The 15,718-nt window shown below is 65.1% G+C and carries 16 protein-coding genes; 5 read left to right on the top strand and 11 right to left on the bottom strand.

The genetic code is table 11. The features are described 5' to 3' along the window. Window positions 1–21 precede the first annotated feature (21 nt). Genes G6N43_RS11365 through G6N43_RS11345 form a run of 5 tightly spaced genes read right to left on the bottom strand, consistent with a single transcriptional unit; the run spans window position 22 to window position 6,568 of the window. Window positions 22–1,359, bottom strand: coding sequence for an LLM class flavin-dependent oxidoreductase (locus tag G6N43_RS11365; protein WP_083154616.1), 1,338 nt, complete (start codon window positions 1,357–1,359; stop codon window positions 22–24). Next, window positions 1,356–3,125, bottom strand: a complete 1,770-nt coding sequence (locus tag G6N43_RS11360) for an FAD-binding protein (RefSeq protein WP_083154613.1) — start codon at window positions 3,123–3,125, stop codon at window positions 1,356–1,358. Before G6N43_RS11360 ends, G6N43_RS11365 begins: the two co-directional genes overlap by 4 nt. Continuing rightward, window positions 3,122–4,066, bottom strand: a complete 945-nt coding sequence (locus G6N43_RS11355) for a 3-carboxyethylcatechol 2,3-dioxygenase (RefSeq protein ID WP_083154611.1) — start codon at window positions 4,064–4,066, stop codon at window positions 3,122–3,124. The genes G6N43_RS11360 and G6N43_RS11355 overlap by 4 nt, the downstream gene beginning before the upstream one ends. Next, a complete protein-coding gene (locus G6N43_RS11350) occupies window positions 3,990–5,678 on the bottom strand; it encodes a bifunctional 3-(3-hydroxy-phenyl)propionate/3-hydroxycinnamic acid hydroxylase (RefSeq protein WP_083154608.1) in 1,689 nt (562 codons plus the stop codon). The genes G6N43_RS11355 and G6N43_RS11350 overlap by 77 nt, the downstream gene beginning before the upstream one ends. Continuing rightward, a complete protein-coding gene (locus G6N43_RS11345; RefSeq protein WP_083154606.1) occupies window positions 5,675–6,568 on the bottom strand; it encodes an alpha/beta fold hydrolase in 894 nt (297 codons plus the stop codon). The genes G6N43_RS11350 and G6N43_RS11345 overlap by 4 nt, the downstream gene beginning before the upstream one ends. A 139-nt stretch (window positions 6,569–6,707) precedes the next feature. On the opposite strand from G6N43_RS11345, the gene G6N43_RS11340 reads away from it, so the two are divergent. Then, entirely contained in the window at window positions 6,708–7,421 is a 714-nt protein-coding gene (locus G6N43_RS11340; RefSeq protein WP_083154603.1) for an IclR family transcriptional regulator, read from the top strand. A 29-nt stretch (window positions 7,422–7,450) separates the two neighbouring features. Then, window positions 7,451–9,061, top strand: coding sequence for an FAD-dependent oxidoreductase (locus G6N43_RS11335; RefSeq protein WP_083154601.1), 1,611 nt, complete (start codon window positions 7,451–7,453; stop codon window positions 9,059–9,061). Between the two features lie 72 nt (window positions 9,062–9,133). Here the strand turns inward: G6N43_RS11335 and G6N43_RS11330 are convergent, their stop codons facing one another. From G6N43_RS11330 to G6N43_RS11310, 5 genes are all read right to left on the bottom strand, one after another. Beyond that, on the bottom strand, window positions 9,134–9,430 hold the full coding sequence (locus tag G6N43_RS11330) for a cytochrome C oxidase subunit IV family protein (RefSeq protein WP_083154599.1): 297 nt from the start codon (window positions 9,428–9,430) through the stop codon (window positions 9,134–9,136). 3 nt (window positions 9,431–9,433) lie between these two features. Beyond that, window positions 9,434–10,030, bottom strand: a complete 597-nt coding sequence (locus G6N43_RS11325) for a cytochrome c oxidase subunit 3 (protein ID WP_083154597.1) — start codon at window positions 10,028–10,030, stop codon at window positions 9,434–9,436. Then, window positions 10,027–10,854, bottom strand: coding sequence for a hypothetical protein (locus G6N43_RS11320; protein ID WP_083154595.1), 828 nt, complete (start codon window positions 10,852–10,854; stop codon window positions 10,027–10,029). Before G6N43_RS11320 ends, G6N43_RS11325 begins: the two co-directional genes overlap by 4 nt. Next, on the bottom strand, window positions 10,851–11,558 hold the full coding sequence (locus G6N43_RS11315) for a hypothetical protein (RefSeq protein ID WP_083154593.1): 708 nt from the start codon (window positions 11,556–11,558) through the stop codon (window positions 10,851–10,853). The genes G6N43_RS11320 and G6N43_RS11315 overlap by 4 nt, the downstream gene beginning before the upstream one ends. Window positions 11,559–11,632: 74 nt before the next feature. Beyond that, complete coding sequence (locus tag G6N43_RS11310) at window positions 11,633–12,940, bottom strand: glycosyltransferase (protein WP_083154591.1); 1,308 nt, start codon at window positions 12,938–12,940, stop codon at window positions 11,633–11,635. 51 nt (window positions 12,941–12,991) lie between these two features. On the opposite strand from G6N43_RS11310, the gene G6N43_RS11305 reads away from it, so the two are divergent. The 3 genes from G6N43_RS11305 (at window position 12,992) to G6N43_RS11295 (ending at window position 14,800) form a co-directional block, all read left to right on the top strand. Further along, entirely contained in the window at window positions 12,992–13,654 is a 663-nt protein-coding gene (locus G6N43_RS11305; RefSeq protein WP_163658071.1) for a TetR/AcrR family transcriptional regulator, read from the top strand. A gap of 100 nt (window positions 13,655–13,754) precedes the next feature. Continuing rightward, window positions 13,755–14,339: a TetR/AcrR family transcriptional regulator gene (locus tag G6N43_RS11300; RefSeq protein ID WP_083154586.1), complete on the top strand. Its 585-nt coding sequence runs from the start codon at window positions 13,755–13,757 to the stop codon at window positions 14,337–14,339. Continuing rightward, window positions 14,336–14,800, top strand: a complete 465-nt coding sequence (locus tag G6N43_RS11295; protein ID WP_083154584.1) for a nuclear transport factor 2 family protein — start codon at window positions 14,336–14,338, stop codon at window positions 14,798–14,800. Before G6N43_RS11300 ends, G6N43_RS11295 begins: the two co-directional genes overlap by 4 nt. On the opposite strand, the gene meaB is transcribed toward G6N43_RS11295, so the two are convergent. After that, window positions 14,797–15,666, bottom strand: coding sequence for a methylmalonyl Co-A mutase-associated GTPase MeaB (meaB, locus tag G6N43_RS11290; RefSeq protein ID WP_083154581.1), 870 nt, complete (start codon window positions 15,664–15,666; stop codon window positions 14,797–14,799). The two genes, G6N43_RS11295 and meaB, sit on opposite strands and share 4 nt — an antisense overlap. Window positions 15,667–15,718: the final 52 nt, after the last annotated feature.

Genomic DNA, 15,718 nt, shown 5'->3' with positions numbered 1-15,718 from the left:
CGCTCGCCGCGTCCGCCCCCGTCATTCGCTCCTCGCGTCCGCGGCGGGGTTCCTGCTCGTCCACCCCTCTCCCGATTTGAGCTTCGCCGCGGCCGCCTCGATACCCGCGTTCATCTCGTCCATCGCCAGGGAGACCTCATTGGCTGTGTAGTTCTCCCGGCCGGTGGGCAGCCCGCCGAACGCGTAGGTCTCATCGAACTCGGGAACGTTGGACACCGGCCTGCGTGCCTCGGCCTTCTCCAGGATGGGTTCCATCCGCTTGGCCTTTTCGGCGGCGGCCTTCTCATGGCGTTCGATGAACTCGGGCAGCACCTCCTTGCCCATCATCTCGATGGACTCCATCGTCTCCTCGTGACGGCGCGGGGTCAGGAGCAGTATCAGTTCGTCGACGCCGCTGTCTTCGTAGCCGCGCAGGAATTCGCGCACGGTGGCCGGGCTGCCGATCGGCCCACGACCGGGACCGTAGACCAAGGACGGATCCTTCTCACACTCCTCCAGGTGACGCTGCCAGACTCCCGTCCGGCCGGGTATGTGCATACCGGTCATGTAGTAGTGCATGATCCCGAACGCGAAGAACCCGCCGCCCTTGCCGAGCCGCTTGATGGCCTGCTCGTCGGTCTTGGCCAGCATCATCGACAGGTCGCCTCCGATGGCCAGGATGTTCGGGTTCGGCTGCGGAACCACCGGAGCGGCGGTCTCCTCGAACTCCTTGTAATACCCTTGCACCCGCTCAGCGAGTGGGCCGGGGCCGGTGTAGGCGAAACTCAGTGCACCGAGGCCCTTTTGCGCGGCCATCGACACCGAAGCGGGCCGCGTGCACGCGACCCATACCGGCGGATGCGGCTTCTGCAGCGGCTTGGGGACGACGTTGCGCGGAGGCATCTCGATGTGCTCGCCCTTGAAGCCGGTGAACGGCTCCTCGATCATACAGCGGATCGAGACCTCCAGTGCCTCCTCCCACATCTTGCGCTTGTCGGCGGCGTCGATGCCGAAGCCGCCCAGCTCGCCCACCGAGGATGACTCACCCGTGCCGAATTCGACCCGGCCGTTAGAGATCAGGTCGAGGGTCGCGACACGCTCGGCCACACGGGCGGGGTGATTGACCGCCGGCGGCAGATGCATGATGCCGAAGCCGAGCCGAATATCCTTGGTGCGCTGGCTCGCCGCGGACAGGAAGATCTCGGGTGCGGTCGAGTGGCAGTACTCCTCGAGGAAGTGGTGCTCGGTGAGCCACACCGTGGAGAAGCCGGCCTTGTCGGCGGCCTCGACCTCATCGAGGCCGTCCTGGAACAGCTTGTGCTCGTCGTCCTCACTCCACGGCCGCGGCAGCGGGAATTCGTAGAACAGCGAGATCTTCATTTGGTTACCTTTCGATCTGAATCGAGTGTCGAATCGGTCTGGGCGCCCGACTGAACGGCTTTGTCGGGCAACTGATCTGCGATGTGCTTGGCCGCCACGTATCCGAAGGTCATCGCCGGCCCGATGGTGGCGCCCGCGCCCGCATAACTGCGTCCCATCACCGCGGCCGAGGTGTTGCCGACGGCGTACAACCCTGTTACGACGCTGTCGTCGGACCGCAGCACGCGGGCGTGCTCGTCGGTTCGCAACCCGCCTGAGGTGCCGAGGTCGCCGAGGATGATCTGGAACGCGTAGTACGGCGGTTTCTGTAGCGGGTACAGGTTGGGGTTGGGCAGGGTCGGATCGCCGTAGTAGTTGTCGTAGGCGGAGTCGCCGCGGAAGAAGTCGTCGTCGTGACCTTGACGAGCAAGTTCGTTGAAGCGGTCGGCGGTCGCGCGAAGCTGCGCGGGCGGAACGCCGATCTTCGTGGCCAGCTCCTCGAAGCTGTTGGCCTCGAACACGATCCCCGACTCCAACCATGCCTTCGACACCTTCCATCCCGTCGGCACCGGCGCGAAGGGCACCTTGGGAATCGGCAGATGCCCGCCGACTACGTAGCGGTGGAACGAGCGGATATCGGTGATGAGCCAGCACGGGATATGGGTGACACCGGAGTTCTGGCCCTCGATCATCGCGTGCGCGAAATCCATGTACGGCGCGGCTTCGTTGATGAACCGCTTGCCCTCGCCGTTGACCACGAACTGCGACGGCATCATGCGCTCGTTGAGCATGAACTGCAGCCTGCCGTCGGGCCAACACATGGCGGGAAACCACCACGCCTCGTCCAGCAGATCAGTCGAACCACCGACCTTCTCCCCCGCCCGGATCCCGTCACCCATCGATGCGGGATTGCCGAAACTCCAGTCCTTCTCGAGCACCGGCAGATGCTGCCTGCGCCACTCCATGTCGTGATCGAACCCGCCGGACGCGAGAATGACACCGTGCCGCGCACCGATGCGCAGCTGGCGACCCTCACGCTCGAGCACCGCACCGGTCACTTTCCCATCGACGTCGGTGATGAGTTCAGTCATCGGCGAACTCAGCCACAGCGGGATGTTCCGCTCCTTGAGCGCCAGTCGCATCCTCGCCGCCAGTGACTGGCCGATCGCGGCCATCCGGTCACCGAACACACGTGCCCGGAACATACGCCAGATCAGCTTCACTAGGACAGCCTTGCCGCGCCAGTTCTGACGCACCTGGTAGAACAGCCGAAGGTCCTTGGGAGCGAACCAGATTCCCCGGGGCGCCAGGGCCAACGGCTGCAGCAGGTTCTTCTCCTCATCGCCCAGCTTGCGTAGGTCGATCGCCGGCACGTTGATCGTGCTGCCGAGTTCCGAACCGCCCGGCAGCTCCGGGTAGTAGTCGGCGTAGCCGGGTTTCCAGACGAACTCGAACCACCGGCTGCGCTTCTCGAGGAACTCCATCATCTCCGGCGCGCTGTCGACGTACTTGCGCAACCTGGCATCGCTCACCAGACCGCCGGTGATGTGCTTGAGATATTCGAACACCCCGTCCGGGTCAGGCGCATAGCCCGCTGCACGCTGCGACGGCGCTCCCGGCACCCAGATGCCACCGCCTGACAGCGCGGTGGAACCGCCGAACTGCGGCGACTTCTCGACTACCAGGGTGTCGAGACCGAACGCATCGGCAGCCAGCGCCGCGGTCATGCCACCGCCGCCGGAGCCGATGACGAGCACGTCGACGGTGTGGTCGAAATCGGTGGTCATGGGTTGCACACCGCCGTCCTGACGGCGAAGCCGGCGATCAACTCGGGTGCCGCGCGGTAGAACCGGTTTCCCGTCTCATAGCGACCGTGGGCGGCCAGCGCCCCGAATGCCGCTACCCACGTGCGGATCTCGTGTGCAGAGTGGCCGGCCTGCTGCTCGATCCAGCTGTTGGACCAACCATCCACGTCGCTCAGGCGATTCGAATCGACCAACTCCAGGAACGCCCGGTCCCAGTCGGGGTTCAGCGGTTGCAGTGGGCTGTCGCCGTGCGCAAAGGCCTGCGCCGCATCCATCACCGCCACCTGCCTCGCCTGCCGCTGCTCCGGTGTCATCGGTTCGCCGTGGACGATGCGCCCCAGCGCCGCAGGCGGAGCGGTGGCCAGCGTCGGCACCGGCGGATCGTGCGACAGGCCACCGGATCCCACGACGAGCACCCGCTTGCCCAGTGTCGCCAGGTACGTGCCCACAGCGGCGCCGAGTGCCCGGACGCGCCGCAGCGGTCCGAGCGGGGTGGCGACCGAGTTGATGAAGATCGGGATGATCGGCTTCGACGTCGCCTCGCCGAACAGGTTCTGCAGCGGCTGCACCGTCCCGTGGTCGACGTCCATGCTGGCCGAAAGCGCCACGTCCACCCCCGATTCGAGCACTGCCCGCGCACAGTCGGCGGCGATATCGGACGCCACGTTCAACGGGCCCGCGTACGTGCCGTAGTCGCCGACACCCTGCGCGGCGGTGCCGATGCAGAATGGCGGCATGGTCCGGTAGAAGAACCCGTTGTAGTGGTCGGGTGAGAACACCACGACGAGTTCGGGATCGAAGTCGGCGACGAAGCCGCGCGCCGCCGCCAGGGCCGACTCGATGTCGTCAAGAAGATCCTGTGACGGTCCCGGAAGGTTCAGTAGCGGACTGTGCGACATGCAGCACAGGGCCAGTGTCGCCATGAGAACTCGAGCCTCCTTCCTGGGTGAGACAGAGGACGCCGAAAAGCGATTCGCTCATTTCAGGCGCGCGCTGCGCGATGCAGGCACCTGCGATGCAGCGGTCGGGCCGCACGAACAACACAGAATCGGTGTAGACGTCGAACCAGGACTTCAGCGCGCCGGTACGGTCGCCGACGACGACCACGTCGGGGTCATCGTGGCCGGGCCACTGCAGCTGCGTCATGGGCCGCGCCTCGACGAATCTGGCCCCCAACGCTTTCCAGCGGTTGAACGCTTCGTCGCCGAGTACGGCGCGCAGGTTGTTGCTCCAGCACAGCACCACGAAGCCGGGGCCGAAGACATCGTCGAGCAGAACGTTCTGTGCCGTTCGGGTGTCGACGCTGGGCTGGATGAACAGGGTGCCTGCCGGCGAGTTGGGTGCGCTGTAGTCGGCATGGCACACCGCACCCTGCTGATAACGCGGCATGGGCTTGAACCGCATCTCCAGCACGTAGCGCTTCAAGGTCGGCACGAGCGACGCACCGTGAATCACCCGGTCGCGCAGGGCTGCCACCCGTCGGTTGGTCGGCGAGATGACCCGTCCCACCATCGTGGACAGGTCGATCATCGCGCGCGCATGTTTGCGACGCTCGACGTCGTAGGTGTCCAGCAGGGCGTCGCCGGCCTGGCCGTTCACCACCGCGGCGAGCTTCCACCCGAGGTTGGCGGCGTCCCGGATGCCGCTGTTGTAGCCCTGGCCCTGCCATACCGGCATCAGGTGTGCGGCATCGCCGGCCAGCAACAGGCGCCCCTTGCGAAACGATCCCGCGATGCGCGAGTGGTGGGTGTACACGCGATGGCGGATCATGTCGACCCGATCGGGATGCGGAACACGCTGCGCGAGCATGCGTCTGACGAACGCCGGATCATCGGCGAGTTCGTCGGACTCGTCGTCGTGGATGAGGAACTCGAAACGTCGGATGCCGTGCGCGATCGAGATCGACACGTAAGGACGTGCGGGATCGGCTCCCACTTCGCTGTTCGGATGACCGAGCGGATCGTTCGCGACGTCGACCACCAGCCAGCGGGTCGAGGACGTCGTTCCGTCGAACGACACCCCCATCAAGCGGCGGGTGGCGCTGCGGCCGCCGTCACATCCGACGACGTAGCGGGCGTGCACCGGATCCCTGCCGTCGGCGAATCCGACAGTGACGCCGTCGCCGGTTTCGACGCAGCTCTCCATCCGGTGCCCCCACCGAACCTCGACGTGGTCGAATCGCTCCAACCCGCCGTACAGTTCCGCATCGACCATCGGCTGGACGAAGCCGTTGCGCTTGGGCCAGCCGAAACGTGCGTCGGGCGGCGCCATTTCGGCGAGCAGCCGGCGTTTGGCGTCGAAGAAGCGCAGGATCTGGTTCGGCACGGTGTGCGGCAGGACGCGGTCGACCAGGCCGATGGACTGGAAGGTGCGCAGCGCCTCATCGTCGAGTCCGACCCCACGGGGATAATCGATGAGCGTGTCCCGCTCCTCGACGATGAGAGTTCGGACGCCCTGCAGCCCAAGGATGTTCGCCAGCGTCAGCCCCGACGGTCCGGCGCCGACGATGACGACATCCACCTGCTCGACGCTCATGGCCGTCCCAGCAGGAAGTCGAGGTGCAGCCGGTTGAACGTCTTGGGGTCCTCGTACTGTGGCCAGTGCCCACAGCCGGGCATCAGCTCGAACCGGGCATTGGGGATCATCGACGCGATTCGGCGTCCCTCGTCGACGTCGGCCGTCGGGTCATCGCTGGTCCACACCACCATCGTGGGCGCGGTGATCGACCCGTATTCCTTCGGTCCGAGCAGGTTTCGCGCACGAATCTCCGGATCCTGCAGCGCCATGATGTCTTTCATCGCGGCGGCGAATCCGGGCTGGCGGTAGATCCGCTGGCGGCTGGCGACGATATCGTCGTAATCCTTGGACTTGTCGGCCATCAACCACTTGATGCGCGCCTGGACCGTTTCCCACGTCGGGTTTTCCGCGGCCGCCATCGACAGCGTGATGATGCGCTTCATCACCTCAGGGTCGGCCTGCGATCCGCCCGCGGTGTTGAGCACAAGTCGATCGACCCGGTCGGGATGGTCGACGGCGGCGCGCGCGGCCACCCAGCCGCCGAGCGACTCACCACTGATGTGGGCGCGCTGTGCACCGATCGCGTCGAGGAACGCCATCAGATGGGAGAGATAGTGTTCCACCTCCAACGGATGTCCGGGCTTGTCCGTATATCCGTGCCCGAGCATGTCGATCGACCATGTCGAGAAATGCTCGGCATGCGCCTCCAGGTTTCGCACGTACGCCTCGGCGTGCCCGCCCGAACCGTGCAGAAAGACGAGCACCGGCTTGTCCGGATCGCCAGCGTGGAGATAACGCGTGCGCACTCCACCCGCGTCGAGGTACCCCTGCGAGAACGCGACGCCTTGGAGGTCGCTCCAGACACTCTCGAAATCCGCGTCTGCGAGTTGTCGGGACGATTCCGGCACTCGGCACCTCTCTTGACGACGAGAATTGAATTCTCGTATTTTGTAAGCATTGTGCTCATTTATCGCACGTATGTGTGCACTATAGTCAGAGCATCACTCTCCTGAGCGGTAGATGTCAAGGAAAGTCAGGACGGGACGGATGTCTGATTCGGTCGGCGGGGCCAGCGCCAATGCCGCGCCGACCGGTGCGCCCGGCTCGCAGACATTGGCGCGCGGTCTGGCCGCGTTGCAGCTGGTCGCGACGTCCCGGTCGGGGCTGACGGCACAACAGGTCGCCGACGACATCGGCGTGCACCGGACGATCGCGTACCGCTTGCTCTCCACGCTGTCGGCGTATCGGCTCGTGGCCAAGGGTGAAGACGGCCGCTACCGGGCGGCCGCCGCGCTGGCGGTGCTCGGTGCGTCATTCGACAACCATGTGCGCCAGTTGAGTCTGCCGACGCTGCGTGCGTTGGCAGACGAACTCGGCAACACGGTGTCGCTCCTCGTGGCCGAGGGCGACCAGCAGGTGGCCATCGCGGTCATCGTGCCGACAAACGTGTACTACCAACTCGCCTTTCACGAGGGCAGCCGCTACCCGCTGGACCGGGGTGCGGCCGGCATCGCGCTGCTGGCGAGCATGCCGCCGAGGCCCGGCGAACGCGATCTCGTCCCGCAGACCCGCGAGCAGGGCTGGGTCATCACCCACGGTGAGATCGAGCCGAACACTTACGGGTTGGCCGTTCCCGTACGCAGGCAGCCGCCGTCACCGCCGACGTGCATCAACCTCATCTCCCATCGCGAGGACGTGGTGATGCGCGGTAAGGACGCGGTGATCAAGGCGGCCAACGAACTGTCCGCGATCCTGTCCTGAGGATCGCCTCAGCCGAAAGGATTGAGCACGTGACCAATTGGGATCACGAGGTCGATGTGGTCGTGCTCGGCAGCGGCGGCGCCGGGCTCACGTCAGCGCTCACTGCCGCGGTGAACGGGGCCTCGGTCGAGGTGTACGAGAAGGCCGCGACCGTCGGTGGCACGACAGCGGTTTCCGGGGGCATCATCTGGATCCCCGCGCACAACCGCGCCGCAGAAGGAGAGCTCACGGTCGAGGACGCAATGAGCTATCTGCGCGCGCAGTCGCTCGGTTATATGGACGACGACCTGGTGGAGACGTTCGTTCGCACCGGGCCGGAGATGCTCGATTTCGTCGAGGCCCACAGCGAATTGCAGTTCGAGGTGGCCGAGGGCTTTCCGGACTACAAGCCTGAACTCCCCGGCGGACGTCCGGGGGGCGGCCGCTCGCTGAACGCCAAACCGTTCGACCGGTCCAGGCTCGACGAGTGGAGTGAACGCATCACGTCGTTTCCCGCCGACTTCAGCAACGTCGGCATCGACGCGGAGACACGCGCGCGCATCCATGCGTCGGTCGACGACGAATCGGGCGACTACTGCGTGGCGGGCACCGCCCTGATCGCCGGACTGTTGAAGGGATTGCTCGACCGAGGGGTGGTCCCGCAGACCAATGCCCGCGCCGTCGAGCTCTTCGCCGACGCGTTGGGAATCACTGGCGTCCGGATCATTCAGGGCGACAGGGAGTTCAATGTCCGGGCGCATCGCGGTGTTGTGCTGGGCACGGGCGGGTTCGAGTGGGACCCGAAGTTGGTCGAGGCGTATCTGCGGGGCCCGATGCGCGGCGCGGTCTCACCGCCGAACAACACCGGCGACGGCTTGCGGATGGCCATGGCGCACGGCGCAGACCTGGCCAACATGGGCGAGGCGTGGTGGGTGCCGATCGTCCAGCTGCCCGGCGACACGTTCGAAGGTCAGCCGCGCAGCCGCAGTGTTCGGCTCGAACGCACCAGGCCCAGAAGCATCATTGTCAACCGCGCGGGCCGGCGATTCCTCAACGAGGCCGGCGAATACAACTCGATGGCGGGCCCGTTCCACTACCTCGATCCCAAGCAGGGTTACGCCAACGATCCCGCGTGGATCGTCTTCGACTCGCAGCACCTCAAGCGGTACGGGTTCCTCGGGATCCTGCCTGGCGAGGAAGCGCCGGACTGGTTCGCCCCGTCGGCTGACTTGGCGGAGCTGGGCGAGAAGACGGGTATCGACGCAGCCGGACTGGCGGCGACGCTCGCGGCGTGGAACGAGAACGTAGCCCACGAGCAGGATCCCGATTTCGGCCGCGGCGCAAGCGCTTACGACGGATATTGGGGCGACGACAAGGCCGCTACTCCCGCAGGGAAGACCCTCGGCCCCATCGACACGCCACCGTACTATGCCGTCCCGGTGTCGGTCGGCGCGATGGGTACCAAGGGTGGACCGCGCACCGACGGCGACGGCCGCGTGATGCACGTCAACGGCGGGGCCATTCCGGGGCTGTTCGCCGCGGGCAACGCCATGGCGGGCGCGACGGGTAAGGCCTACGGCGGCGCGGGTGGGACGCTGGGGCCCGCAATGGTTTTCGGGTACCGCGCAGGGATGGCGGTGTCCGCGCGGGTCACCTCTTAGGCGCGAGCAGTCGCAAAAACCCCCGACACGCCGACGAAAAAGGGGGAGTTCACGTCTGCTCGCGGGAAGAAGTCAGCCGGCGACAGCTGTGCCGATGAAGTAGCTACCCAGCAGGCAAGAGGCGACGAGCACCACCCAACCGTCGGTGAGGCGGCACAGCCACACCGGAGAGTGGCGTACCTCCATGAACTCGCGGAAGATGATGCGCACCTTGATCAGTGCGATCGCGATTGCACTGACGGTGACGACGGTGCTGGCGTGCAGTGTGCCCTTCTCGTCAGCAGAGTTGTCCAGCCAGACGTAAACCAGCGTCAACATCGTCAGGATCGACCAGACGATCAGCAGCCTCTTGTTGAACGTGTTGCTCACCGATCACCTCACGACGTAGAGCATTGCGAAGATGAGAACCCACAGGAAATCCACTGTGTGCCAATATGTTGCACCCGTCTCGACCAGCTCCTGGGAACGTCGCGCCGGACTCCGCAACTGATAGACGACCACACCCAGCACGATGAAGCCGATCAATACATGAATGCAGTGCAGTGACGTGAGGAAGAAGTAGTGCTGGAAGAACTCATCGCTGGTGAACGTGTTCCCCATCCGGATTTCCAGGATCCATTCGACGACCTTCGAGATCACGAACGTGACGCCGAGACCGACGGTGACGTATGCGTAGGTCATCGCCGTGTGGTGCAACCCGTCGCGCGCGGCGCGGACGCATCGGGCGATCGCCCACGAACTCGTCAGCAGGACGATGGTGTTGAAGACTCCGATGCGTAGGTCCAGATCCGCCTGGGATCGCAGGAAGAGGTCCTCGTTCTGCGTGCGCAGGGCCAGGTAGACGGAAAAGTAGCCGGTGAACAGCAGAGCTTCGAAAAGCACGAACAACCACATGTCCGGCTGACCGGGCACTCGCCGTTGCGGCTTGTTTTCGAGCCGTTTCGACTCGGCGTCAGCGAGGTCGGTCATCGGATCGTCTCCACGGATTCGGCAGGTTCGGCCACACCTTTGGGTGGCAGGTCAGGCAGCGGTCCGGTGCAGAAATCCTCGCGCTCGATCATCTTTCGCAATAGCACGATGAACGCCGCGGTGTAGGTGATGAATACGACCATGTTGATCCACCACGCGATCGCACCGTTCCACGCGAATGCGCCGCGCTGGAAAATCCAGGCCGGTGCGACGACGACTTCGGTCAGCGCATTGCACAGCCCCAGATAGGCGAACCACTTCGGAAACACGTTGTTCTTGTCGAGCAGGATCGCCACCAGCCAGACCACTGAACCGACCAGGAAGACCCCCATCGTTCCGCTGAACGACAGGAACGCGAAGTCATACATCCACACGATCAGTTCGGGGTCCCGGTCCGGTCGCAGTGCGCCGACGGTCATCGCGATCGCCATCACAAGCATGCCGGGCAGGGCGGCGAGCGAATACATGATCAGGTACGAGTACGCGAAGACGCGACTGACCGACATCCGCCACATCGAATATGCGAGTAGGGCATTCATCGGCGCACACATCCCCGAGATCAGGAACACGACGCCGAATCCGGTGAGCAGGCCGAGGTGGCGATCGGCGAACCACTGCACCACCAATGGCGTGTCCCAGTCAGGGCTCGGCGGTGGCTGCACCCTCGTCACGAGGAAGAACAGCACACCGTACAACTGGTAGAAGACGACCATCACCCACCACGCGAACCACAACTCGCGCTTGGGGTGATAGCGGATGTTCCAGACAAGACGGCCCAGCCGTGAATCGCTTGGCGGCGCCGCTTCGGTCGTCGGGGCGCTCATGCGGAGACCGGAACTTCCGCCCGTTCGCGGCGAATGTTCTGAGCGAGAACAACCCCCATCACCACGATCCAGACGGCGATCGCGATGTTCTTGACCCAGAACGACAACACGCCATCCCATGCGAACGGGCCCTCGTACGTCACCGCACCGAACGCCGCCGGCACCAGCGCGGCCGCGACGAGCAGGTTGAAGTGTGCCACCCACGGCCGGAACACCGGTTGGTCTTGGCGATCCCAGTAGATCGCCAGCGCCAACACCAGGCACTGGGCGATGAGGTAGGGCACCAGGACGGTGAACGTGACCCACGCGAGGTCGTTGAGCAACTGGGTGAGTTCGGGGGAACGCTCGGGCCGGAAAGATCCCAGCAGCCAGAACATGTTCGCGATGAGAAACAATGTCGGCGGCCCACCCGCGCAAGCGATGAGGCAGAAGGACAGGATCGGCGTCCGGTGCGCCATCTTGCGTACCTGCATCGCCAACAGGATGACGGTGGGGATCAGACCGACGCCGAACCAGTTGAACAGGATCATGCTGTAACGGATCCGCGCGGTGTCATCGCGGTAGAAGCCGGCGACCTCCTCGGCCGACATGGTCGGCGACATCGGGTGAAGGAACCCGGGGAACAGCAGGAACGCCGACACCCAGATGATCACCATCGCGGGCAACGCCCAGAGCATGATCAACTCGCCGTCACGTCGTTTCATCGTGGACCCAATCCCATGCGTCGCCTCAGTTGCCGATCGGCAACTCGCACGGTAGCCGATCGGCAACTAGGCGGTCAATGCTGGGCGGTCTCGGCTCCTGCGGTCGCGGGTCTGCCGGTGAGGCGGTCGACGATGTCGGCCAGGCCGGCGAACCCCGGCGCGGCGGCCATGTCCACCGCGATGCGCCTGCTGGCTTGGCGATAGCGCGGATCGTTCAAAACCGCGAGGATGTTGCGGCGCATCGCCTTCGGCGTCGGGTGTTCGGTCTTGAGACGTCGCCCGACACCGGACCATGCGACGCGCGCGCCGACCTCGGGCTTGTCCTCTTTACCACCGGTCGCGACGATCGGCACGCCGTATCGCAGGGCGTACTGAACGCCGCCGTATCCGCCGTTGGTCACCAAAACCGAAGTGCGCGGCAGCAATTCGTCGTAGGGCAGGAAGGTCGCCGCGCGCGCGTTGGCAGGCAACGGCGGGAGGGTGTCGACGGGTCGGCCACCCGTGCTGATCACGACGAGAACGTCCTCGTCAGCCAGGGCGCGCAGCGTCGGCACGATGGCTTGGCTGTAGTCGCTGTTGGCGATCGTCCCCTGCGTGACGTGGATGACGGGTCGGCTTCCATCGAGATCCGACCACCAGTCCGGCACCGGCGTCTGCGAACACATCGGAGACAGCGGCCCGATGAAGTGGAGGTTGCGCGGGGCGTCGGACATCGGGTAGTCGAACGACCGAACACAGAACTGCGCGATGGCGTCGGCGTGCCGACCCCAATCCATGAACGTGAAGGGCATGTCGATGCCATGCACCTGTCGGTGGGCGGCGTCGATGGCTGCAAACCCCTCGCGCAGGACGCGCCGAGAGATGGCTGTCAGCAACGTATTTCGTGCCCGGTTCCCGATTCTGGCCGGCATCAGTCCCATACCGTAGGGGGCGGTGTCGCGACTCTCGAGAGCCACCGGAATGACTCCGCACATGATCACCGGTGGCCGGTCCGGACGTGGGTGACCGAGAAGGAACGCGGCGCCGAGCGAAGCGATATCGGCGATGACGACGTCGGCAGGGCGCACTGCGAGCGCGGCGATGATCGTTTCGTACTGGGGCTTGGCAGGTTTGGCGAAGACCTGCTCGATATCGAAGGCAATGGCCTTCCGCCCCTTAAGTCCGGCGCGTTCGGGAAATCGCTCGTTCAGCGGTTGCTCGTCGAAGTCGGCATCCGGATGCACAGGTATATACGTCGCACCAGAGGCGGCAACCTTGTCGGCGAACAGTGCGCCGGTGATGAAGCGGACGTCGTCGCCGCGTTTGACGAAGTTCTCGGCGGCGGCCAGCAGAGGTGCCACGTGACCGTGTGCAGAAAACCCGACGATCAGGATCGATGACACTGGGTGCCCCGCTCCCCGGCGAATTCCTACTGTGATGTAGTATTCATTACTGTGCCACCCAAGTCAATATCGAAAAGTGAACCTCGCCGCTATCGATCGGAGCTGCGCCAACAACAGGCCGAGGCGACGCGGTCCCGGATTCTCGCTGCGGCGGCCGAGCTGTTCGCCACCGACGGTTATGCACGCACGACCCTGGCGAAGATCGCGGCGTCAGCGGGGGTTTCCGCGGAAACCGTTCAGGGTCAGGGCCCCAAAGCCGCGCTGCTGATCGCCGCGATCGAGTACGCCGGTTTCGGTGTCGCCGGCGAAGAGAACGTGCTCAACCTCGACGTGGGCCGCCATTTGCTGGCCAACGAGGATTTCGACGAAGCGCTGGACTTGGTGGTCGACACCGTCACCGACGTTCACGTGCGTACCGCCCCCTTGGCGCCCGCGCTGTATGGCGGCGCCAACGCCGATCCCGAACTCGAGCGGTACCTGAACGACCTACTCGTCAGCATCAACTCCCAGTCCCATCGGATACTCGAGGTGTTTCGCAACCGCGGGTGGGTTCGCGCCGATATCCCCTTCGACGAACTCGTCGGGACGACCACGGTGGTCTGCAGTATCGAGACCTACCTGCGGCTCACCCGTCGCAACGGCTGGAGCGTCGACGACTACCGCCGGTGGTGCCGTCGAATGCTCGCCGAGTCAGTCCTCGTCGCGCCTGAGTGATTTGTGTGCGTTCGCGAGCGGTGAGCGCGCCGAAACGCACACAAATCGCTGGAGAAGGGCGAGTAGCCGATCGGCAACTGGCTCGACTAGGCTCGACGCTGTGACATCCACGCAGGATGACCTCAAGTTCAGCGAGATCACCCGTACCGCAGCACAGACCCGCGTCCTCGATGCGGCGTTGAAGCTGATTGCCGAGCACGGCGTGAGCGGGACGTCGCTACAGATGATCGCCGACGAGATGGGTGTGACGAAGGCGGCCGTGTACCGCCAGTTCAAGACCAAGGAAGAGATCGTCATCGCGATCACCGAGCGCGAGATGAGCAAGCTCGAAGATGTGCTGGAAGCCGCCGAGGCCGAGGGCCATCCCGTGCGGGCACGCGCGGTGCTTTTGGATCGGATGGTCGAGCAGGCCATCGACCGACGCGACGCGTTTCGCGTGCCGATGTTCGATCCGGTGATCATTCGCCTGCAGGCCGAGTATCAACCGTTCCAGCGGTTCATCGAGCGGCTTTACGCCGCGTTGCTCGGGACGGAGGCCGGCGTCGAGGCGCGCTTACACGCGGCGATGCTCTCGAGTGCGATCAGCGTCGCCGTCATGCACCCGCTGCTCGCCGACGTCGACGGCGATACCCTGCGCACCCAGTTGAAGCAGATGACCAGCCGCATGCTGGGCCTGCCCGAATGACGTTCCGGCACAACGCGGATGACCAGGAGATCCGCAACCTCGTCCACCGCTATGCCGATGCTGCATCACGTCGTGACGCAGCCGGCGTCGCGGAAACATTCGCAGCCGACGGCACCTGGTATTCACCGGAATTGGGACGCTTCGAAGGTCGCGATGCGATGGTCGCGTTCTTCACCGCGATGCTCGACGGCTGGAACGTCTTTCTGCAGGCGATGATGTCCGGGGTGGTCGTCGTTGACTCATCGAATCCCGTACGCGCCGTGGGCCGATGGTTCGTCCAGGAGACGGGCAAACGCGCCGAGGGTGTCAACCTGATCATCTCAGGCGTCTATCACGACGAGTACACCCGCAACGGCGACGCGTGGCTGATCCTGCACCGTCGTTACGACGCGCTGATGCGGAACAGCGACGGTACAGTGACGACGCAGCCGTTTCCGACCGACGTGCCCGCGATCGGCTAGGGCTCGGCGGTGAACAGCTGCTCGGTGGCGGCGTAGGGATCCGACCCGCCGTCGGCGACCTGCTCTGCCAGGCGATCCAGCTCAGGATGACTGCGCAATCGCGTCTGCGCCAGCGACAGGATCTGGGCGCGGGCGCGTGCAATGCGGCGCTCCGGGCTGTCGGTGCGATGGTGGACCTCGATGGCATCGACCAGCTCGGGAATGCCTTGCCCTTCTGCGGCAACGAGTTTCAGGATCGGCGCCTTAGTTTCAGCCTTGAGGTCGCGCACCGTCTGATCCGCTCCCTCGCGATCGGCCTTGTTGACGACCACGATGTCGGCGACCTCGAGCAGGCCGGCCTTGGCCGCCTGAACCGCATCGCCCGCACCGGGATTGAGGATCACGATCGTCGGGTCCGCGATGGCGGCGATCTCGATCTCCGACTGGCCGACGCCGACCGTCTCCAACACGACGAGGTCGTAGGACAACGCAGCCAGCAGCCTGATGGCGGCCGGCACCGCGGCAGCCAATCCGCCGAGGTGACCGCGCGCCGCCACCGACCGAATAAGCACGTCGGAGTCGTTGATATGCGCGGCCATTCGAATCCTGTCGCCCAGCAGCGCTCCCCCGCTGTAGGGCGACGACGGATCCACTGCGAGCACCGCCACGCGCATCTGCCGTTCGCGGTACGCGCTGACGAGTGCGCCGACCGTGGTCGACTTGCCCGCGCCCGGCGGGCCGGTCACCCCGATGACCTGTGGGGTAGGCACCGAACCGAGCGCATCGAGCACCTCACCGCGCCGCGCACTTTCGACCAGGCTCAGCAGTCGGCCGGCCGCACGGGTGGACCCGCTGCGCGCCGCCTCGATGAGCTCGTCGATGGTCATTCCGTACAGCTTACGGAGCAGGTATTTCTGTCATGGACCACATGAGAATGTT

Origin of the sequence: Mycolicibacterium moriokaense, from assembly GCF_010726085.1 — a bacterium.
Classification (GTDB): Bacteria; Actinomycetota; Actinomycetes; order Mycobacteriales; family Mycobacteriaceae; genus Mycobacterium; species Mycobacterium moriokaense.
Note: the sequence above shows the minus strand (reverse complement) of the source record. Positions and strands in the feature narration are given on the sequence as shown.

What these genes read in the sequence shown, in the direction of transcription:
- G6N43_RS11365 (WP_083154616.1), bottom strand. Translation starts at nt 1,359, where the DNA reads ATGAAGATCTCGCTGTTCTACGAATTCCCGCTGCCGCGGCCGTGGAGT.
- G6N43_RS11360 (WP_083154613.1), bottom strand. Translation starts at nt 3,125, where the DNA reads ATGACCACCGATTTCGACCACACCGTCGACGTGCTCGTCATCGGCTCC.
- G6N43_RS11355 (WP_083154611.1), bottom strand. Translation starts at nt 4,066, where the DNA reads ATGGCGACACTGGCCCTGTGCTGCATGTCGCACAGTCCGCTACTGAAC.
- G6N43_RS11350 (WP_083154608.1), bottom strand. Translation starts at nt 5,678, where the DNA reads ATGAGCGTCGAGCAGGTGGATGTCGTCATCGTCGGCGCCGGACCGTCG.
- G6N43_RS11340 (WP_083154603.1), top strand. Translation starts at nt 6,708, where the DNA reads ATGTCTGATTCGGTCGGCGGGGCCAGCGCCAATGCCGCGCCGACCGGT.
- G6N43_RS11325 (WP_083154597.1), bottom strand. Translation starts at nt 10,030, where the DNA reads ATGACCGACCTCGCTGACGCCGAGTCGAAACGGCTCGAAAACAAGCCG.
- G6N43_RS11320 (WP_083154595.1), bottom strand. Translation starts at nt 10,854, where the DNA reads ATGAGCGCCCCGACGACCGAAGCGGCGCCGCCAAGCGATTCACGGCTG.
- G6N43_RS11315 (WP_083154593.1), bottom strand. Translation starts at nt 11,558, where the DNA reads ATGAAACGACGTGACGGCGAGTTGATCATGCTCTGGGCGTTGCCCGCG.
- G6N43_RS11295 (WP_083154584.1), top strand. Translation starts at nt 14,336, where the DNA reads ATGACGTTCCGGCACAACGCGGATGACCAGGAGATCCGCAACCTCGTC.
- meaB (WP_083154581.1), bottom strand. Translation starts at nt 15,666, where the DNA reads ATGACCATCGACGAGCTCATCGAGGCGGCGCGCAGCGGGTCCACCCGT.